At 69.9% G+C, this 18,282-nt stretch carries 20 protein-coding genes; 14 read left to right on the top strand and 6 right to left on the bottom strand.

Translation table 11 applies throughout. The annotated features are described in order from the left end of the window. Position 1 precedes the first annotated feature (1 nt). Both tal and tkt read right to left on the bottom strand, forming a co-directional pair. Complete coding sequence (gene tal / locus ACZ5C2_RS18740; protein ID WP_468792073.1) at positions 2-1,120, bottom strand: transaldolase; 1,119 nt, start codon at positions 1,118-1,120, stop codon at positions 2-4. A 34-nt stretch (positions 1,121-1,154) separates the two neighbouring features. Beyond that, positions 1,155-3,260, bottom strand: a complete 2,106-nt coding sequence (tkt, locus tag ACZ5C2_RS18735) for a transketolase (protein WP_468792070.1) — start codon at positions 3,258-3,260, stop codon at positions 1,155-1,157. A gap of 343 nt (positions 3,261-3,603) precedes the next feature. Here tkt and ACZ5C2_RS18730 point away from each other — a divergent pair, with 343 nt between their 5' ends. From ACZ5C2_RS18730 to ACZ5C2_RS18715, 4 genes are all read left to right on the top strand, one after another. Further along, positions 3,604-4,557, top strand: coding sequence for a heme o synthase (locus tag ACZ5C2_RS18730; protein ID WP_468792067.1), 954 nt, complete (start codon positions 3,604-3,606; stop codon positions 4,555-4,557). Positions 4,558-4,653: 96 nt separating this feature from the next. Further along, positions 4,654-4,986 carry a hypothetical protein gene (locus tag ACZ5C2_RS18725; protein WP_468792064.1) on the top strand — a complete coding sequence of 111 codons (333 nt, stop codon included), beginning with the start codon at positions 4,654-4,656 and terminating at the stop codon, positions 4,984-4,986. Between the two features lie 84 nt (positions 4,987-5,070). Then, positions 5,071-6,177: an amidohydrolase family protein gene (locus ACZ5C2_RS18720; RefSeq protein ID WP_468792061.1), complete on the top strand. Its 1,107-nt coding sequence runs from the start codon at positions 5,071-5,073 to the stop codon at positions 6,175-6,177. A gap of 18 nt (positions 6,178-6,195) precedes the next feature. After that, positions 6,196-6,930, top strand: a complete 735-nt coding sequence (locus ACZ5C2_RS18715; protein WP_468792058.1) for a nucleotidyltransferase domain-containing protein — start codon at positions 6,196-6,198, stop codon at positions 6,928-6,930. On the opposite strand, the gene ACZ5C2_RS18710 is transcribed toward ACZ5C2_RS18715, so the two are convergent. From ACZ5C2_RS18710 to ACZ5C2_RS18695, 4 genes are all read right to left on the bottom strand, one after another. Then, on the bottom strand, positions 6,888-7,898 hold the full coding sequence (locus ACZ5C2_RS18710) for a COX15/CtaA family protein (RefSeq protein WP_468792237.1): 1,011 nt from the start codon (positions 7,896-7,898) through the stop codon (positions 6,888-6,890). The genes ACZ5C2_RS18715 and ACZ5C2_RS18710 overlap by 43 nt on opposite strands. A gap of 71 nt (positions 7,899-7,969) precedes the next feature. Continuing rightward, on the bottom strand, positions 7,970-8,740 hold the full coding sequence (locus tag ACZ5C2_RS18705) for an ABC transporter permease (RefSeq protein WP_468792055.1): 771 nt from the start codon (positions 8,738-8,740) through the stop codon (positions 7,970-7,972). Further along, on the bottom strand, positions 8,737-9,660 hold the full coding sequence (locus ACZ5C2_RS18700) for an ABC transporter ATP-binding protein (protein WP_468792052.1): 924 nt from the start codon (positions 9,658-9,660) through the stop codon (positions 8,737-8,739). Before ACZ5C2_RS18700 ends, ACZ5C2_RS18705 begins: the two co-directional genes overlap by 4 nt. Positions 9,661-9,691: 31 nt before the next feature. Then, positions 9,692-10,504: an AAC(3) family N-acetyltransferase gene (locus ACZ5C2_RS18695; protein ID WP_468792049.1), complete on the bottom strand. Its 813-nt coding sequence runs from the start codon at positions 10,502-10,504 to the stop codon at positions 9,692-9,694. A 160-nt stretch (positions 10,505-10,664) separates the two neighbouring features. Between ACZ5C2_RS18695 and ACZ5C2_RS18690 the strand changes: the two genes are divergently transcribed. The 10 genes from ACZ5C2_RS18690 (at position 10,665) to ACZ5C2_RS18645 (ending at position 18,175) form a co-directional block, all read left to right on the top strand. Next, positions 10,665-11,378: a helix-turn-helix transcriptional regulator gene (locus ACZ5C2_RS18690; protein WP_468792046.1), complete on the top strand. Its 714-nt coding sequence runs from the start codon at positions 10,665-10,667 to the stop codon at positions 11,376-11,378. Continuing rightward, on the top strand, positions 11,375-12,796 hold the full coding sequence (gene sufB, locus ACZ5C2_RS18685) for a Fe-S cluster assembly protein SufB (protein ID WP_468792043.1): 1,422 nt from the start codon (positions 11,375-11,377) through the stop codon (positions 12,794-12,796). The genes ACZ5C2_RS18690 and sufB overlap by 4 nt, the downstream gene beginning before the upstream one ends. Before the next feature lie 80 nt (positions 12,797-12,876). Continuing rightward, positions 12,877-14,064 carry a Fe-S cluster assembly protein SufD gene (sufD, locus tag ACZ5C2_RS18680; protein WP_468792040.1) on the top strand — a complete coding sequence of 396 codons (1,188 nt, stop codon included), beginning with the start codon at positions 12,877-12,879 and terminating at the stop codon, positions 14,062-14,064. Beyond that, positions 14,061-14,378 (top strand): non-heme iron oxygenase ferredoxin subunit, encoded by a 318-nt coding sequence (locus tag ACZ5C2_RS18675; protein ID WP_468792037.1) that lies wholly within the window; start codon positions 14,061-14,063, stop codon positions 14,376-14,378. The genes sufD and ACZ5C2_RS18675 overlap by 4 nt, the downstream gene beginning before the upstream one ends. Positions 14,379-14,385: 7 nt before the next feature. Beyond that, a complete protein-coding gene (gene sufC, locus ACZ5C2_RS18670) occupies positions 14,386-15,150 on the top strand; it encodes a Fe-S cluster assembly ATPase SufC (protein ID WP_468792034.1) in 765 nt (254 codons plus the stop codon). Then, positions 15,147-16,418, top strand: coding sequence for a cysteine desulfurase (locus ACZ5C2_RS18665; protein ID WP_468792031.1), 1,272 nt, complete (start codon positions 15,147-15,149; stop codon positions 16,416-16,418). Before sufC ends, ACZ5C2_RS18665 begins: the two co-directional genes overlap by 4 nt. 11 nt (positions 16,419-16,429) lie before the next feature. Next, positions 16,430-16,894, top strand: a complete 465-nt coding sequence (gene sufU, locus ACZ5C2_RS18660) for a Fe-S cluster assembly sulfur transfer protein SufU (protein WP_360403784.1) — start codon at positions 16,430-16,432, stop codon at positions 16,892-16,894. After that, a complete protein-coding gene (locus ACZ5C2_RS18655; RefSeq protein ID WP_103542438.1) occupies positions 16,891-17,223 on the top strand; it encodes a metal-sulfur cluster assembly factor in 333 nt (110 codons plus the stop codon). Before sufU ends, ACZ5C2_RS18655 begins: the two co-directional genes overlap by 4 nt. 89 nt (positions 17,224-17,312) lie before the next feature. Then, entirely contained in the window at positions 17,313-17,633 is a 321-nt protein-coding gene (locus ACZ5C2_RS18650; protein WP_468792026.1) for a DMT family transporter, read from the top strand. Then, on the top strand, positions 17,633-18,175 hold the full coding sequence (locus tag ACZ5C2_RS18645; RefSeq protein ID WP_468792023.1) for a TetR/AcrR family transcriptional regulator: 543 nt from the start codon (positions 17,633-17,635) through the stop codon (positions 18,173-18,175). The genes ACZ5C2_RS18650 and ACZ5C2_RS18645 overlap by 1 nt, the downstream gene beginning before the upstream one ends. The last annotated feature ends 107 nt before the right edge of the window (positions 18,176-18,282 follow it).

The raw sequence follows: 18,282 nt of genomic DNA, 5'->3' as shown, positions 1-18,282 counted from the left end.
GTCAGCCCTCCGAGGGGGCGAGGCGCTGCAGCTCGGCCTCGGTCGACTTCAGCAGGTCGTTCCAGGACGCCTCGAACTTGTCGACGCCCTCCTCCTCCAGAAGCTGCACCACGTCGTCGTACGCGATGCCGAGCGCCTCGACCGCGTCGAGGTCGGCGCGGGCCTGCTCGTAGGTGCCGGAGACGGCGTCGCCCCGGATCCCGCCCTGCTCCTCGGTGGCGTACAGCGTCGCCTCCGGCATGGTGTTCACCGTGTTCGGCGCCACCAGCTCGTCGACGTACATCGTGGCCTTGTACGCCTTGTCCTTCACACCGGTCGACGCCCACAGCGGACGCTGCTTGTTGGCGCCCTCGCGCTCCAGCGCGCTCCAGCGGTCCGAGGCGAAGACCTCCTCGTACGCCTGGTACGCCAGACGCGCGTTGGCGATGGCGGCCTTGCCGCGCAGCGCCTTGGCCTCGTCGGTGCCGAGCGCGTCGATCCGCTTGTCGATCTCGGTGTCCACGCGGGACACGAAGAAGGACGCCACGGAGTGGATCTTCGACAGGTCCAGGCCGCGCTCCTTGGCCTTCTCCAGGCCGGTCAGGAACGCGTCCATGACCTTGCGGTAGCGCTCCAGGGAGAAGATCAGCGTCACGTTGACACTGATGCCCAGACCGATGGTCTCGGCGATGGCCGGGATACCGGCCTCGGTCGCCGGGATCTTGATCAGCGTGTTGGGCCGGTCCACCAGCCAGGCCAGCTGCTTGGCCTCGGCGACCGTCGAACGGGTGTTGTGCGCCAGCCGCGGGTCGACCTCGATCGAGACCCGGCCGTCACGGCCGTCGGTGGCGTCGAAGACCGGGCGCAGGATGTCGGCGGCGTCGCGGACGTCCGCCGTGGTGATCATGCGGATGGCCTCTTCGACGGTGACCTTGCGGGCGGCGAGGTCGGTCAGCTGCGTGTCGTAGCCGTCGCCTTCGGAGATCGCCTTCTGGAAGATCGTCGGGTTGGTGGTGACGCCCACGACGTGCTGCTGGTCCATCAGCTCGGCGAGGTTGCCGGACGTGATCCGCTTGCGCGACAGGTCGTCCAGCCAGATCGCGACGCCTTCGTCGGAAAGGCGCTTCAATGCGTCTGTCATGGAAATTCCATCTCCTACGTGTCGAATATGGGCGTCAGCGCTGGGCTGCGGCGATCCCAGTAGTTGAATCAAGTACAGCCCTGGCGACGTCCGCCACGTTCTCGGCCGTGAAGCCGAACTCCTCGAACAGCACCTTGCCGTCGGCGGAGGCACCGAAATGCTCCAGGGAGACGATCCGGCCGGCGTTCCCGACGTACTTGTGCCAGGTGAGACCGATCCCCGCCTCGACGGCCACGCGCGCTGTCACAGAGGGCGGCAGGACGCTGTCCCGGTACCCCTGGTCCTGCTCCTCGAACCACTCCACGGACGGCATCGACACCACACGCGTGGGCACACCGTCGGCCTGGAGCCGCTCGCGCGCCCCGACGGCGACGTGCACCTCGGAACCGGTCGCGATCAGGATGACCTCCGGCTCACCACCGTCGGCGTCGAAGAGGACGTAGCCGCCCTTCGCCGCGTCCTCGTTCGGCTCGTACGTCGGTACGCCCTGGCGGGTCAGCGCCAGACCGTGCGGGGCGCCCTTGCCGAACTCCTTCGTCCAGCGGGTGAGGATCTCCCGCCAGGCGATCGCGGTCTCGTTGGCGTCCGCCGGGCGGACGACGTTCAGGCCGGGGATGGCCCGCAGCGAGGCAAGGTGCTCGACGGGCTGGTGGGTGGGGCCGTCCTCGCCCAGGCCGATCGAGTCGTGCGTCCACACGTACGTCACCGGCAGGTGCATCAGCGCCGACAGCCGCACGGCGTTGCGCATGTAGTCGGAGAACACCAGGAAGGTGCCTCCGTAGATACGGGTGTTGCCGTGCAGCGCGATGCCGTTCATCTCCGCGGCCATGGCGTGCTCACGGATACCGAAGTGGATCGTGCGGCCGTACGGGTCCGCTTCGGGCAGCGGGTTGCCGGCCGGGAGGAACGACGACGTCTTGTCGATCGTGGTGTTGTTGGAGCCCGCCAGGTCGGCCGAGCCGCCCCACAGCTCCGGGACCACCGCGCCGAGCGCCTGGAGCACCTTGCCGGACGCGGCACGGGTGGCGACACCCTTGCCCGGCTCGAACACCGGGATGGAGTCCTGCCAGCCCTTGGGCAGCTCACCGGCGGCGATCCGGTCGTACTCGGCGGCGCGATCCGGGTTGTTGTCCCGCCACTGCTGGTACGACTTCTCCCACACGGCCCGGGCCGCCTCGCCGCGCTCCAGCGCCTTGCGGGTGTGGCCGATGACCTCGTCGCTGACCTCGAACGTCTGCTCGGGGTCGAAGCCCAGCACGCGCTTGGTCGCCGCCACCTCGTCGTCGCCCAGCGCCGAGCCGTGCGCGGCCTCGGTGTTCTGCGCGTTCGGGGCGGGCCAGGCGATGATCGACCGCATGGCGATGAAGGACGGCCTGTCCGTCACCTTCTTCGCCTCCTGGATCGCGTCGTAGAGCGCGTTCGGGTCCAGGTCGCCGTCCGGCTTCGGGGCGACGCGCTGCACGTGCCAGCCGTACGCCTCGTACCGCTTGCAGGTGTCCTCGGAGACCGCCGTCTCGGTGTCGCCCTCGATCGAGATGTGGTTGTCGTCCCACAGCAAGACCAGGTTGCCCAGCTTCTGGTGCCCGGCCATCGAGGACGCCTCGGCGGAGATGCCCTCCTGGAGGCAGCCGTCACCGGCGACGCAGTACACGAAGTGGTCGAAGGGGGACTCGCCCTCGGCGGCCTCCGGGTCGAACAGACCGCGCTCGTAGCGGGCGGCCATCGCCATGCCCACCGCGTTGGCGACACCCTGGCCCAGCGGGCCGGTCGTGGTCTCCACGCCCGTGGTGTGGCCGTACTCCGGGTGGCCAGGGGTCTTCGAGCCCCAGGTGCGGAACGCCTTCAGGTCGTCCAGCTCCAGGCCGAAGCCCGCCAGGTACAACTGGGTGTACAGGGTCAGGGACGAATGGCCGGCGGACAGCACGAACCGGTCGCGCCCGACCCAGTCGGCGTCCGCCGGGTCGTGCCGCATCACCTTCTGGAAGAGGGTGTACGCGGCAGGCGCCAGGCTCATCGCCGTACCCGGATGGCCGTTACCGACCTTCTGTACGGCATCGGCGGCCAGGACGCGGGCGGTGTCGACGGCCCGCTGGTCCCACTCGGTCCACTCGAGGTCTGTGGTGGTCGGCTTTGTGCTCACCCTGAGTCAGGGCTCCTCTCCACATGAATTCGGATGCCGGTGACTGCCCACCGGCGAGGTCGAGCCTACCCCCGTAGGACGTGCGTTCTTCCGAGTCGTTCCAGAGTGCGGGCACTGCCTTGGATCCGCCTCCTGACTGGGAAGTTTCCGCATTCGGCAGATGAATACGGAGCCGCTCATCCGGGTGCTCAATCGAGCCTGGAGCCGCACCTCGGAGGGCGTCGTCCAACACGAGCCGACCCCCGCGAATGTCCGGGTCTGGGCAACGTCTACAGTGGCGTGGTACGCGCGAGCCTTTACCGCCACTTCACCTGGGGAGGCTTGCTGGGATGTCTCTGTAGGGGTGTACGTGACGGCCGTTGAATCCCGTCCAGCGGGAGTGCTGGGTACCAGTCAGAGCACCGCTCATCGGCCGTTCGGGGCCCGTGCGATGGCATTCGTGGCTCTCACCAAACCGCGGATCATCGAACTGCTGCTCATCACCACCGTCCCGGTGATGTTCCTGGCGCAGCAGGGCGTGCCCGACCTGAAACTGGTGCTGCTGACCTGCGTCGGCGGCTACCTCTCCGCGGGCGGCGCCAACGCGCTGAACATGTACATCGACCGCGACATCGACGCGCTGATGGACCGCACCTCGCAGCGTCCGCTGGTGACCGGCATGGTCAGCCCGTGGGAGTGCCTCGCCTTCGGCATCGCCCTGGCGGTCGTGTCGACGCTGCTGTTCGGCCTCACCGTCAACTGGCTGTCGGCCTGGCTCTCCCTCGGCGCGCTCCTCTTCTACGTCGTCGTCTACACGATGATCCTCAAGCGGCGCACGTCGCAGAACATCGTCTGGGGCGGCATCGCCGGCTGCATGCCGGTACTGATCGGCTGGTCCGCGGTCACCAACTCGGTGGCGTGGGCGCCGGTCATCCTCTTCCTCGTCATCTTCTTCTGGACGCCGCCGCACTACTGGCCGCTGTCCATGAAGGTGAAGGACGACTACGCGCGCGTCGGTGTGCCGATGCTCCCGGTCGTCGCCGGAAACAAGGCGGTCGCCAAGCAGATCGTGCTGTACAGCTGGGTCATGGTCGGGGTGTCCCTGCTCCTCACCCCGCTGGGCTACACCGGCTGGTTCTACACGGCCGTCGCCCTCGTGGCGGGCGGCTGGTGGCTGTGGGAGGCCCACGCGCTGCTGAACCGCGCGAAGGCCGAGGTGACGGGCGGCAAGCTCAAGGAGATGCGCCTCTTCCACTGGTCCATCACCTATGTGTCGCTGCTCTTCGTGGCCGTCGCGGTGGACCCCTTCCTGCGGTAACGGCTCCCGGAACGCCGCTCGGCGGGCGGGGTGCGTGGCCAAGGCCACGGACCCCGCCCGTCGCCGTTTGATCTACCCGTCGGTAGCATCCTGGTCATGGCAGACACGCAGCAGGTGGACCCGAAGGCCGAGAAGAAGGCGGCCCGGCTCGCCCAGCAGATCGGCGGCTTCGCCAAGGCGCACCGCGGCGCCGAGGGGAAGATCCAGTACCTCGGACAGCGCGGCGCCCGGATCGTCCTGGTCGGCGAGGACGGTGAGTGGGGCGATCTCTTCGCCCCCTCGATGGAGATCGCCCACAGGGCCGTCGAGAAGGCGGGCATCACCGTCCACGAGGACTTCGACGGCGAGTTCGCGGCGAAGGTGAGGACGGGCCCGTACGAGTGGAGCCGTATGGCGGGGATCCAGGTCGGCGGCCCCTCGAACGGCTGAGTCCGCCCCGGGCCATACCTACTCGCCGGTTCACTCGTTGGGACCTGTAGGCAATGACAGCGTCCACACGGGGAGAGCCGGGAGATGATCGACCCGCCGTACCTCGTGGACCAGTACTGCCACGGAGTGCTCCGTACGGAGCTGGGCCTCGGCACCTTCGAGGCCCAGCTGGCCCGTACCGAGGGCCCGCCCGCCCCCGGCACCACCCTCTTCGACACCCAGACCGGGTTCGCCGTACGCCGCTGGTGCCCGCCCCTGCTCGGTCTGGAGCCGCACTGTCCGCCCGCCCGGTATCTCGCCCGGCGCCGTGAGCTGGGCATGATCGAGGCGGGGCGCCGGCTGCTGCGGGGCAGCGGCATCACCGCCTACCTCGTCGACACCGGTCTGCCCGACGACCTCACCGGGCCCGCCGAGCTGGGCCGGGCGGGCGACGCGGACGCGCACGAGATCGTCCGCCTCGAACAGCTCGCCGAACAGGTCGCCGACACCTCCGGCACCGTCGAGTCCTTCCTCGCCAACCTCGCCGAGTCCGTGCACGGCGCGGCCGCGCACGCGGTCGCCTTCACCTCGGTCGCCGGGTCGCGGCACGGGCTGGCGCTCGCCCCCGAGCCGCCGGGGGCGGGGCAGGTGCGCGGTGCGGCAGGGCGCTGGCTGGCGGGGCGCCGGGCCGGGGACGAGCTGAGCGACCCGGTGCTGCTGCGGCACCTGCTGTGGATCGCGGTCGCCTCCGGCCTGCCCCTCCAGCTCCACGCCGGCCTCGGCGCACCGGGCGCCCGCATCGACCGCACCGACCCCGTCCTGCTCACCGACTTCGTCCGGGCCAGCGCGGGCCTCGGCACCGACCTCGTCCTGCTGCACGGCTATCCGTACCACCGCCACGCCGCCCACCTCGCCGGCGTCTTCCCGCACGTCTACGCCGACTGCGGCGCCGCCCTGGTGCGCACCGGCGCCCGCGCGGCGACCGTTCTCGCGGAGATCCTCGAACTCGCCCCCTTCGGCAAGATCCTCTTCTCCAGCGGCGCCCGGGGCCTGCCCGAGCTGCACGTGGTCGGCGCCCATCTCTTCCGCGAGTCACTCGGCCGGGTGCTCGGCACCTGGGTCTCCGAGGGAGCGTGGTCGCCGGCGGACGCCCAGCGGGTGGCCGGCCTGATCGCCTCCGGGAACGCGGGAAGGGTGTACGGGCTGGTCTGAGGCGGTAAGACTGGCCGGATGCCGACCGACGCCCTGCTCGACCGCTTCCTCACCGGTCTGACACCGCTCGGCCCCGTCGCGGTGTGGGCGCACGGCTCCCTGGCGGGCGGTGACTACCGGGAGGGCCGCAGTGACCTGGACCTGATCGCGGTCCTGAACCGTCCGATCCGCGCGCGGACGCTGTGGCGGATCGCGCTGCTGCACGCCCGGCTGCGGGTTGAGCCGCTCGCCGGCCTGCTGCACTGCACCTACCTCACACCGGACACCGCGGCGGACGCCGGCCGGCGCCATCTCACCTGGGCGCACCAGCAGCTGTTCAAGCGCCCCGTCACTCCCGTGACCAGGACGGAACTGCACATCTTCGGCCGGGTGCTGCACGGGGCGCCGCCCGCGGACGTGCTGCCGCCGGTACCGGACGGCGAGCTCGCCGCGTTCGTGGTGCGCGACCAGCGCGACTACTGGCGGCGTGAGGTGGACCGGGCCGCCAACTGGACGCAGGACGTATGGGTCGACCTGGGCCTGCTGACCTTCGCCCGCGCCACCGTCACCCTGCGCGAGGGCCGCCTGATCTCCAAGCGGGAGGCCCTGGACGTACTGCCCGGCCTCGGTGCGCCCGGCGAGGTCGTCGCGGACATCAGGAGGCGGCGCTACGACAGCGCCCCATCGCCCGCCGGGGAGTGGGTCCTGCGTCGGGCCCGGCTGACCCGGGACTACCTCGGACCGGCGATCGACGGGCTCGTGGCGGGCTCCTGAGCGGGCGGCTCAGGAGCGTCCGGGGCCGTCGACGCCGGGCGTTCGCGCAGCGACAGCAGGACCAGGAATACCCAGATCCACATCACGCACGAGCCGAACATGTGCAGGCCGACCAGGGCCTCGGGGAGGTCGGTGAAGTACTGGACGTAGCCCACCGCGCCCTGGGCGAGCAGGATCAGGAACAGCTCGCGGGTGCGGTCCAGGGGCGCCTTGGGGGCGTCGACCGCCTTGAGGACGAACCACAGGGCGAACGTCAGCGTCACCACGATCCACGCCAGCACGGCGTGCAGCTTGCTGACCGTCTCCCAGTCCAGCGGCATCCGCTCGACCTCGCTGGAGTCACCCGCGTGCGGGCCCGCGCCGGTGACCACCGTGCCGACCGCGATCAGCAGCACGGAGGCGGCCACCAGGAACCACACCAGCTGCCGCACGGCCTTGCCGACCAGCGGCCGGGGTGCGCCGTCGCCCTCGCGGGTGCGCTGCCACATCACCGTCGCGACCGCGATCAGTGCCGAGGACAGCAGGAAGTGCGCCGCGACCGTGTACGGGTTCAGACCGACGAGGACCACGATGCCGCCGAGGATCGCGTTGCCCATGACGATCCAGAACTGGGCCCAGCCCAGCCGGGTCAGGCTGCGCCGGTACGGCTTCTGGGAGCGGGCGGCGACGATCGCCCAGCCGACGGCCGCGCACAGCACGTACGTCAGCAGGCGGTTGCCGAACTCGATGACGCCGTGGATGCCCATCTCGCTGGTGTTGGTGATCGAGTCGTCGGTGCACTTGGGCCAGGTCGGGCAGCCCAGGCCGGAGCCGGTGAGCCGGACGGCACCACCGGTGACCACGATGACCACCGCCATGACGAGCGCGGCGAGGGCCGCCCGGCGGACGGTCCGGGGATCCGGGGTCCAGCGTGCGGCGATGAAGGCGAGCGGGTTGCGCGCGGTCGCCTGGGCGTCGGCGCGGGTCACGTTTGGCACCCGCCCATCGTAAGGCGCCGCTTGTGCACGCTTTCACGAGGGTCGGTACGGGGCATTCCGGCTCACTCCCAGCGGAAGAACGTCCCGGCCGCCGCGAGTCCCGCGACCGCCCACACGGCGAGGACAGCGAGGTTGCCCCACGGCATTCCGGCCCCGTGCTGGAGCACGTCCCGCAGCCCTTCCGAGAGAGCCGAGATCGGCAGCAGGCCGAGCACGTCCTGGGCCGCGTCCGGGAACCTGTCCAGCGGTACGACGACCCCGCCGCCGACGAGCAGCAGCAGGAAGACCAGGTTGGCGGCGGCGAGCGTCGCCTCGGCCCTGAGCGTGCCCGCCATCAGCAGACCGAGCCCGGAGAAGGCGGCTGTTCCCAGGACCAGCAGCAGGAACACCGCGAGGGGGTTGCCCTGGGGGGACCAGCCGAGCGCGAGGGCGATCACGGTCACGAGAAGTACCTGGAGCACCTCGGTGACCAGCACCGAGAGGGTCTTCGCGGTCATCAGGCCCCAGCGGGGCAGTGGCGAGGAGGCCAGCCGCTTCAGCACGCCGTAGCGGCGCTCGAAGCCGGTCGCGATGGCCTGCCCCGTGAACGCCGTGGACATCACCGCGAGCGCGAGGATGCCGGGGGCGAGGAAGTCCACCGCCTCGCCCTCACCGAGGTCCACCACGTCCACGGTGCCGAAGAGCACCAGCAGCAGCGTGGGGATGACCACCGTCAGCAGCAGCTGCTCGCCGTTGCGCAGCAGCATCTTCGTCTCGAGGGCCGCCTGGGCGGAGATCATGCGGGCCAGGGGCGCCGCACCCGGCTTCGGTGAGTAGGTGCCGGTGGCGGTCACGCGCGCAGCTCCCTGCCGGTCAGTTCGAGGAATACGTCTTCGAGGGTGTGCCGTTCCACGGAGATCCGGTCCGGCATCACACCGTGCTGCGCGCACCAGGACGTCACCGTGGCGAGCAGCTGCGGGTCGACCTCGCCGACGACCCGGTACGAGCCCGAGGTCACCTCGGCGGCCGTGCAGCCGTCGGGCAGGGCCTTCAGCAGCGAGACCACGTCCAGGCCCGGCCGCCCGGAGAAGCGGAGCGTGTTCTCGGCACCGCCCCGGCACAGCTCCTCGGGGGAGCCCTGGGCGATGACCCGGCCGGCGTCGATGACCGCCACGTCGTCGGCGAGCTGCTCGGCCTCGTCCATGTAGTGGGTGGTGAGGATGACGGAGACGCCGTCGTCGCGCAGATCCCGTACCAGGTCCCAGGTGGCGCGGCGGGCCTGTGGATCGAGGCCGGCCGTCGGCTCGTCCAGGAACACCAGCTCGGGGCGCCCGACCACGGCCATCGCCAGCGCGAGCCGCTGCTGCTGGCCGCCGGAGAGCCGACGGTAGGAGGTCCGGCCGCAGGAGCCGAGCCCCAGGCGCTCGATCAGCGCGTCCACGTCCAGCGGATGGGCGTGCAGCTTCGCCACGTGCCGGAGCATCTCGTCGGCCCGCGCACCCGAATAGACGCCGCCGGACTGGAGCATCACACCGACGCGCGGCCGCAGCGCCGCCGATTCCCGCACCGGGTCGAGGCCCAGGACGCGTACGGTGCCGGAGTCCGGCCGCCGGTACCCCTCGCAGGTCTCCACCGTGGTCGTCTTGCCCGCCCCGTTGGGGCCGAGCACGGCGGTCACGCCCTGCCGGGCCACCAGGTCGAGGCCGTCCACCGCGGTCTTCGTGCCGTACCGCTTCACCAGGGCCTGCACCTGGACCACGGGCTCGCTTCGCATGGGACACGAGTCTAGGGAGACCGCCCGGGTCTCAGACCGCGGGGTGCTGGAATTCCTCCTCGCGGGGCCGGTGCACCGGCAGCCAGCCCTCGGCGTAGGCCACCGCGTCCGCCACCGGGAAGAGCCGCGCCTCGGCCGCTCCGACCCTGCCGCGTACGACGGGGCGGTCCCGTTCGAAGTCGTGCCCCAGCTCGTCGAACCGCTCGGAGGTGATCGACACCTCGCTCACCGTCTCCCAGCCCTCCCGGCCGGGGCGGCCCACCTCCACGCGCGGGGAGGGGACACGGTACTCGGCGAGGTGGAAGCTGGTGCAGCTGCCGTAGCCGGTGCCCAGCAGCAGCACCCGCGCACCCAGCCGCTCCAGCTTCGCCAGCGGGCTGCGCTCACCGAGCCGGCAGTCGGTCGCGTGCCCGGCGACGATCTCCGCTGCGCGGGGCCCCACCGCCGCGAACGACGTCTGGGGATGTGCGCTGCGCACGGCGCCCGGCCAGGTCCGTACCGTCTCCGGGATGACGCCGACGCCGCGCGAGGGCGTGGTCAGCGGGTCGTAGGCGGGCATGGTCGCCCGAATGGCCGCCCACCACTCCTCGGGCACGGGCGGGGCCTGCCACAGCGCCGGGTCCGAGAGGTCGCCGGACTGGGTGGGGACCACCAGCGTGCCGTCCGGGCCGAGCGCGTCGAGCAACGACCGGACCACTGTGACCGGTCCGCCGTTGACCCAGCCCAGGGAGCTGAGCGAGGAGTGCGCGAGAAGGGTCTCTCCCAGCCGGACACCGAGCTCGCGCAGCTGCGCGGTGAGGGTGCCCCGGACGACGAGAGGGCCGGTCGGAGGGGGTACGGACATGGTCCGGAAGTGTTCCGGACGCCGCAGCCGGACGCCACCGATTTGATCGATCAAAGATCGTTTCCGCAGGTCGGATTAGGGTTACCTAAGTGACGCAGCGCACTTCGGGCCGTTCGGGCGCGGCTTGCCGGGTCCGGATGAATTACGCAACAATGGCGTTGTGAAAAACGTTGGCGAGGCTCCCCACGAGGAACTGGCAACCGGTGAGCGGTCCACCCGCAACCGCGTCGCCCGTTCCATCCTGGACCACGGCCCGTCGACCGTCGCCGAGCTGGCCGAGCGCCTCGGACTCACCCAGGCGGCCGTACGCCGGCACCTGGACGCACTGGCCGCCGACAATGTCGTGGAGGCCCGCGAGCGGCGGGTCTACGGCGCGCGCACCCGCGGGCGCCCGGCCAAGCTGTTCGCCCTGACGGACTGCGGACGGGATGCCTTCGACCAGTCCTACGACAAGCTGGCCGTGGACGCCCTGCACTGGATCGGTGAGCAGGAGGGCGGCGGTGAGGCGATCGCCGCGTTCGCCCGCGCCAGGATCGCCGCCCAGGCCGGGGCCTACCGCAGGGCGGTCGAGGGCGTGGCGCCCGAGGCGCGGACGGAAGCGCTGGCCAAGGCTCTGAGTGCGGACGGGTACGCTGCAACCGCGCGCAGCGCACCGGTCGGCGAGCAGCTCTGCCAGCACCACTGCCCGGTCGCCCACGCCGCCGAACAGTTCCCGCAGCTCTGCGAGGCCGAGACGGAATTCTTCGCCGAGCTCCTCGGTACGCATGTGCAGCGACTGGCGACCATCGCGCACGGCGACGGCGTCTGCACGACGTTCATCCCCAAGATTTCCCACCAAGCATCTGAAAGCACGTCCGGGAGGAACCCCGCATGACACTCCCCACGGAGACTGCCCACCCCGAGCTCGACGGGCTGGGTACGTACGAATACGGCTGGGCCGACCGTGACGACGCCGGAGCGTCGGCGCGCCGCGGCGTGGACGAGGACGTCGTCCGGGACATCTCCGCCAAGAAGGACGAGCCGGAGTGGATGACCAAGCTCCGCCTCAAGGGCCTGCGCCTGTTCGCGAAGAAGCCCATGCCGAACTGGGGCTCCGACCTCTCGGGCATCGACTTCGACAACATCAAGTACTTCGTGCGCTCCACGGAGAAGCAGGCTGAGTCGTGGGAGGACCTGCCCGAGGACATCAAGAACACCTACGACCGGCTGGGCATCCCCGAGGCCGAGAAGAACCGCCTCGTCGCCGGTGTCGCCGCCCAGTACGAGTCGGAGGTCGTCTACCACCAGATCCGTGAGGACCTGGAGGAGCAGGGCGTCATCTTCCTGGACACCGACACGGCCCTGAAGGAGCACCCGGAGCTCTTCAAGGAGTACTTCGGCACGGTCATCCCGGTCGGCGACAACAAGTTCGCGTCGCTGAACTCCGCGGTGTGGTCGGGCGGCTCCTTCATCTACGTCCCGCCGGGCGTGCACGTCGAGATTCCGCTCCAGGCCTACTTCCGGATCAACACCGAGAACATGGGCCAGTTCGAGCGGACCCTGATCATCGTCGACGAGGGTGCCTACGTGCACTACGTCGAGGGCTGCACCGCCCCGATCTACAAGTCGGACTCGCTGCACTCCGCGGTCGTCGAGATCATCGTCAAGAAGAACGCCCGCTGCCGCTACACGACCATCCAGAACTGGTCGAACAACGTCTACAACCTGGTCACCAAGCGCGCCGTGGCCTACGAGGGCGCGACCATGGAGTGGGTCGACGGCAACATCGGCTCCAAGGTGACGATGAAGTACCCGGCCGTCTACCTGATGGGCGAGCACGCCAAGGGCGAGACGCTGTCCATCGCCTTCGCCGGCGAGGGCCAGCACCAGGACGCGGGCGCCAAGATGGTCCACATGGCCCCGAACACCTCGTCCAACATCGTCTCCAAGTCGGTGGCGCGCGGTGGTGGCCGTACCTCCTACCGCGGTCTGATCGAGATCGGGGAGGGCGCCCCGGGCTCCAAGTCCAACGTGCTCTGCGACGCGCTGCTCGTCGACACGATCTCCCGCTCGGACACCTACCCCTATGTGGACGTCCGCGAGGACGACGTGTCCATGGGCCATGAGGCGACCGTCTCCAAGGTCTCGGAGGACCAGCTCTTCTACCTGATGAGCCGTGGTCTGAGCGAGTTCGAGGCGATGGCGATGATCGTGCGCGGCTTCGTCGAGCCGATCGCCAAGGAACTGCCGATGGAGTACGCGCTCGAGCTCAACCGGCTGATCGAGCTGCAGATGGAAGGCGCGGTCGGCTGACACCGGCCGGGGGTGGCCACCGGCCACCCCGCCGTTCCGTCAAGCCCCTTAAGCAAAGGAAAGCGAGCACTACGACAGCCATGGCTGAGGCTCAGAACATTCCCGTGGGTTCTACCACCGCGGGCTCGATCGCGGTGGCCGCCGAGTCGACCGTCGCCACCCGTATGAGCGCGCCGCCGTCCTTCGACGTGGCGGACTTCGCCGTCCCCCACGGCCGTGAGGAGGAGTGGCGGTTCACCCCGCTGGAGCGGCTGCGCGGTCTGCACGACGGCACCGCCACCGCCACCGGCGAGGGCGTCAAGGTCGCCGTCGAGGCGCCCGAGGGCGTCACCGTCGAGACCGTCGGCCGCGACGACGCGCGGATCGGCCGCGCCGGCACCCCGGTGGACCGGGTCGCCGCCCAGGCGTACTCCTCCTTCGAGCAGGCCTCGGTCGTGACCGTGCCGAAGGAGACCGTCCTCACCGAGCCGATCCGCATCGCGGTGCACGGCGAGGGCGGCGGCACCGCCTACGGCCACCAGGTGATCGAGCTCGGCGCGTTCGCCGAGGCGCTCGTGGTCATCGACCACACCGGTGACGCGGTGCTCGCCGCCAACGTCGACCTCGTCCTCGGTGACGGCGCCAAGCTGACCGTCGTCTCCGTCCAGGACTGGGACGACAAGGCGGTGCACGTCGCCCAGCACAACGCCCTCGTCGGCCGCGACGCCTCCTTCAAGTCGGTCGTCGTCACCTTCGGCGGCGACCTCGTGCGCCTCCACCCGCGGGTGACCTACGCCGGTCCCGGCGGCGAGGCCGAGCTGTTCGGCCTCTACCTCACCGACCAGGGCCAGCACCAGGAGCACCGTCTCCTGGTCGACCACAACATGCCGCACTGCAAGTCCCACGTCGTCTACAAGGGCGCGCTCCAGGGCGACGCCGCGCACGCCGTGTGGATCGGTGACGTGCTCATCGAGGCCAAGGCCGAGGGCACCGACACCTACGAGATGAACCGCAACCTGGTCCTCACCGACGGCGCCCGCGTCGACTCCGTGCCCAACCTGGAGATCGAGACCGGCGAGATCGTCGGCGCCGGCCACGCCTCGGCGACCGGCCGTTTCGACGACGAGCAGCTCTTCTACCTGATGGCCCGCGGCATCGCCGAGCAGGACGCCCGCCGGCTGGTCGTCCGCGGCTTCTTCGCCGAACTCGTCCAGCAGATCGGCGTCCCGGACATCGAGGAGCGCCTGATCGGCAAGATCGAGGAGGAGCTGGAGGCGGCGGTCGGATGACCTTTCAACGCGCCTGCGGGCTGAGCGAGCTGGAGGAGGACACCCCCAAGCGGGTGGAACTCGACGGCACGCCGGTCTCCCTCGTGCAGACCTGCGGGGAGGTGTTCGCGATCAACGACATCTGCTCGCACGCGAACGTCTCGCTGTCGGAGGGCGAGGTGGACGACTGCCACATCGAGTGCTGGCTGCACGGCTCGCGTTTCGACCTCCGTTCCGGCAAGCCCGACGCCCCTCCGGCGACGCGCCCCGTCCCCGTATACCCCGTAAAGATCGAAGGGGACGACGTGCTCGTCTCCCTCACCCAGGAGTCCTGAGGCACCCATGGCAACGCTTGAAATCCGAGACCTGCACGTCACCGTCGAGGCCGACAACGCCACGAAGGAGATCCTCAAGGGCGTCGACCTCACCGTGAAGCAGGGCGAGACGCACGCCATCATGGGCCCCAACGGCTCCGGCAAGTCGACCCTCGCCTACTCCCTCGCGGGGCACCCCAAGTACACGATCACCGGCGGCACCGTCACCCTCGACGGCGAGGACGTCCTGGAGATGTCCGTCGACGAGCGCGCCCGCGCCGGCCTGTTCCTCGCCATGCAGTACCCGGTCGAGGTCCCCGGCGTCTCCGTCTCCAACTTCCTGCGCACCTCCGCCACCGCCATCCGCGGCGAGGCCCCCAAGCTGCGCACCTGGGTCAAGGAGGTCAAGGAGGCCATGCAGCGCCTCTCGATCGACCCCGCCTTCGCCGAGCGCAACGTCAACGAGGGCTTCTCCGGCGGTGAGAAGAAGCGCCACGAGATCCTCCAGCTCGAGCTGCTCAAGCCGAAGGTCGCGATCCTCGACGAGACCGACTCCGGCCTGGACGTCGACGCCCTGCGCGTCGTCTCCGAGGGTGTCAACCGGGTCCGCGAGTCCGGCGAGGTCGGCACGCTGCTGATCACGCACTACACGCGTATCCTGCGCTACATCAAGCCCGACTTCGTCCATGTGTTCTCGGCCGGCCGCATCGTCGAGTCCGGCGGCGCCGAACTCGCCGACAAGCTGGAGAACGAGGGCTACGAGGCGTACGCGAAGGGTGGCGTATCCGCGTGACACAGCTGCCGGGCCTCCTCACTGTGCCCAATCTTCTGGGCGAGGCGATCCGCAAGGACTTCCCCATCCTGGACCGCCAGGTCCACGACGGCCGGAAGCTCGTGTACCTGGACAACGCGGCGACCTCGCAGAAGCCCCGCCAGGTGCTCGACGCCCTGAGTGAGTACTACGAGCGCTACAACGCCAACGTCCACCGCGGTGTGCATGTGCTCGCCGAGGAGGCCACGGCGCTGTACGAGGGCGCGCGCGACAAGGTCGCGGAGTTCGTCAACGCGCCCTCGCGCGACGAGGTGATCTTCACCAAGAACGCCTCCGAGTCGCTCAACCTCGTGGCCAACATGCTCGGCTGGGCCGATGAGCCCTACCGGGTGGACCACGAGACCGAGATCGTCATCACGGAGATGGAGCACCACTCCAACATCGTGCCGTGGCAGCTGCTCGCGCAGCGCACGGGCGCGAAGCTGAAGTGGTTCGGGCTGACCGACGACGGCCGCCTCGACCTCTCCCACATCGACGAGGTCATCACCGAGAAGACGAAGATCGTCTCTTTCGTGCTGGTGTCCAACATCCTGGGCACGGTCAACCCGGTCGAGGCGATAGTGCGCCGCGCCCAGGAGGTCGGCGCCCTGGTGTGCATCGACGCCTCCCAGGCCGCGCCGCACATGCCGCTGGACGTCCAGGCCCTCCAGGCCGACTTCGTGGCCTTCACCGGCCACAAGATGTGCGGACCGACCGGCATCGGTGTCCTCTGGGGCCGCCAGGAGCTGCTGGAGGACCTGCCTCCGTTCCTCGGCGGCGGCGAGATGATCGAGACCGTGTCGATGAGCTCGTCGACCTACGCGCCGGCCCCGCACAAGTTCGAAGCGGGCACCCCGCCGATCGCGCAGGCGGTCGGTCTCGGGGCGGCGATCGACTACCTGTCCGCCATCGGCATGGACAAGGTCCTCGCCCATGAGCACGCCATCACCGAGTACGCGGTGAAGCGCCTCACCGAGGTTCCGGACCTGCGCATCATCGGTCCGGCCACGTCCGAGGACCGAGGCGCCGCGATCTCGTTCACCCTGGGTGACATCCACCCGCACGACGTGGGCCAGGTCCTCGACGAACAGGGCATCGCGGTCCGGGTCGGCCACCACTGCGCGCGGCCGGTCTGCCTGCGGTACGGAATTCCCGCGACCACACGAGCGTCGTTCTATCTGTACTCCACGCCGGCCGAGATCGACGCACTGGTCGACGGCCTGGAGCACGTACGGAACTTCTTCGGATGAGGGGCTGAGGCGTGAGGCTGGATTCCATGTACCAGGAGGTCATCCTGGACCACTACAAGAACCCGCACGGCCGGGGTCTTCGGGATGGCGACGCCGAGGTGCACCACGTCAACCCGACGTGCGGCGACGAGATCACGCTGCGCGTGAAGTACGACGGTACGAAGATCAGTGACGTCAGCTACGAGGGACAGGGCTGTTCCATCAGCCAGGCGTCCGCCTCCGTGCTGAACGACCTGCTGGTCGGCAAGGACCTCGCCGAGGCGCAGAAGATCCAGGGGACCTTCCTGGAGCTGATGCAGTCCAAGGGGAAGATCGAGCCCGATGACGCGATGGAGGAGATCCTGGAGGACGCGGTCGCGTTCGCCGGGGTGTCCAAGTATCCGGCCCGGGTCAAGTGCGCCCTCCTCAGCTGGATGGCGTGGAAGGACGCGACGGCCCAGGCGCTGGGCGCCGACGCCGAAAGGACAACGGCATGAGCGAGACCGTGGAGATGAAGCCGGCTTCCGAGGAGGAGGTCCGTGAGGCCCTGCTGGATGTCGTCGACCCCGAACTGGGCATCGACGTCGTCAACCTCGGCCTGATCTACGGCGTCCACATCGACGACTCCAATGTGGCGACCATCGACATGACCCTGACCTCGGCGGCCTGCCCGCTGACGGACGTCATCGAGGACCAGGCGAAGTCCGCCACGGACGGCCTGGTCAACGAGCTGCGCATCAACTGGGTCTGGATGCCGCCGTGGGGACCGGACAAGATCACCGACGACGGTCGTGAGCAGCTTCGGGCGTTGGGGTTCAACGTCTGACATCCGCTTCGTCCGGGAACGGCGGCGCTCCTTCGGGGGCGCCGCCGTTCCCGTGTGGGGGCCGGGTCCCGTTGTGTACGCTCGTACATATGGGATACCTGCTGCTGGCCGGGGCCATCGCCGCCGAGGTGTGCGCCACCACCGCCATGAAGTACAGCGACGGCTTCAGCAGGCTCTGGCCCTCGCTGCTGACCGTGCTCGGATACGTGGTCTCCTTCGCCCTCCTCGCCCAGACGCTCCGCACCGTCGCCGTCGGCACGGCCTACGCCATCTGGGCCGGGGTGGGCACCGCCGCCATCGCCGCCATCGGCGTGGCGTTCCTGGGGGAGGGGCTGACCGCCGCGAAGGCCGCCGGGATCGCACTGATCATCATCGGCGTCGTGGTGCTGAACCTGGGCGGGACGCACTGATGGCCCGGCGCCACGATCCCGAGCGGCGGCAGCGGATCATCGACGCGGCGATCCGGGTCGTGGGCCGCAGCGGCATCGCCGGACTCAGCCATCGCAGCGCCGCCGCCGAGGCCGATGTTCCGCTCGGCTCCACCACGTACCACTTCACCACCCTCGACGAGCTGATGGTCGCCGCCCTGCGGCAGGCCAACGAGAGTTTCGCCAAGGCGGTCGCGGCGCGCGGCGGGCTCGAGGATCCGCGCACCGATCTGGCGACCGAACTCGCGGCCCTGATGGGCGAATGGCTCGCCGGTGAGCGCACGGGGGTCGAGCTGGAGTACGAGTTGTACCTGGCCGCGCTGCGCCGCCCCGCCCTGCGTCCCGTCGCGGCCGAGTGGTGCGAGGGGGTGGCCGAACAACTGTCCCGCCGCACGGATCCCGTCACGGCGCGGGCGCTGGTCGCGCTGGTGGACGGCATCTGCCTCCAGGTGCTGCTGACCGGTACGCCCTATGACGAGGGGTACGCCCGGGAGGTGCTGGGGCGGGTGATCCCGACGGGGTGAAAGCGTGGGGTCCGGGTGGCTCGCCCGGGACGGGTGCGGGCGGTTCGCCCGGCACGTGAGATGCCCGGGGACCGGTTCGCGTCCGTGGCCGCCGGGCGGTTAGGTTG

Source organism: Streptomyces sp. NPDC031365 (genome assembly GCF_055569765.1).
This window is presented reverse-complemented; position numbering and strand designations above follow the sequence as displayed.

Bases quoted from the DNA above. Each gene is read 5' to 3' on its own strand.
- sufD (WP_468792040.1), top strand. From the start codon at position 12,877: ATGGCTGAGGCTCAGAACATTCCCGTGGGTTCTACCACCGCGGGCTCG.
- ACZ5C2_RS18700 (WP_468792052.1), bottom strand. From the start codon at position 9,660: ATGCGAAGCGAGCCCGTGGTCCAGGTGCAGGCCCTGGTGAAGCGGTAC.
- ACZ5C2_RS18695 (WP_468792049.1), bottom strand. From the start codon at position 10,504: ATGTCCGTACCCCCTCCGACCGGCCCTCTCGTCGTCCGGGGCACCCTC.
- ACZ5C2_RS18725 (WP_468792064.1), top strand. From the start codon at position 4,654: ATGGCAGACACGCAGCAGGTGGACCCGAAGGCCGAGAAGAAGGCGGCC.
- ACZ5C2_RS18645 (WP_468792023.1), top strand. From the start codon at position 17,633: ATGGCCCGGCGCCACGATCCCGAGCGGCGGCAGCGGATCATCGACGCG.
- ACZ5C2_RS18675 (WP_468792037.1), top strand. From the start codon at position 14,061: ATGACCTTTCAACGCGCCTGCGGGCTGAGCGAGCTGGAGGAGGACACC.
- sufB (WP_468792043.1), top strand. From the start codon at position 11,375: ATGACACTCCCCACGGAGACTGCCCACCCCGAGCTCGACGGGCTGGGT.
- sufC (WP_468792034.1), top strand. From the start codon at position 14,386: ATGGCAACGCTTGAAATCCGAGACCTGCACGTCACCGTCGAGGCCGAC.
- tal (WP_468792073.1), bottom strand. From the start codon at position 1,120: ATGACAGACGCATTGAAGCGCCTTTCCGACGAAGGCGTCGCGATCTGG.
- ACZ5C2_RS18720 (WP_468792061.1), top strand. From the start codon at position 5,071: ATGATCGACCCGCCGTACCTCGTGGACCAGTACTGCCACGGAGTGCTC.
- ACZ5C2_RS18715 (WP_468792058.1), top strand. From the start codon at position 6,196: ATGCCGACCGACGCCCTGCTCGACCGCTTCCTCACCGGTCTGACACCG.
- ACZ5C2_RS18650 (WP_468792026.1), top strand. From the start codon at position 17,313: ATGGGATACCTGCTGCTGGCCGGGGCCATCGCCGCCGAGGTGTGCGCC.
- ACZ5C2_RS18655 (WP_103542438.1), top strand. From the start codon at position 16,891: ATGAGCGAGACCGTGGAGATGAAGCCGGCTTCCGAGGAGGAGGTCCGT.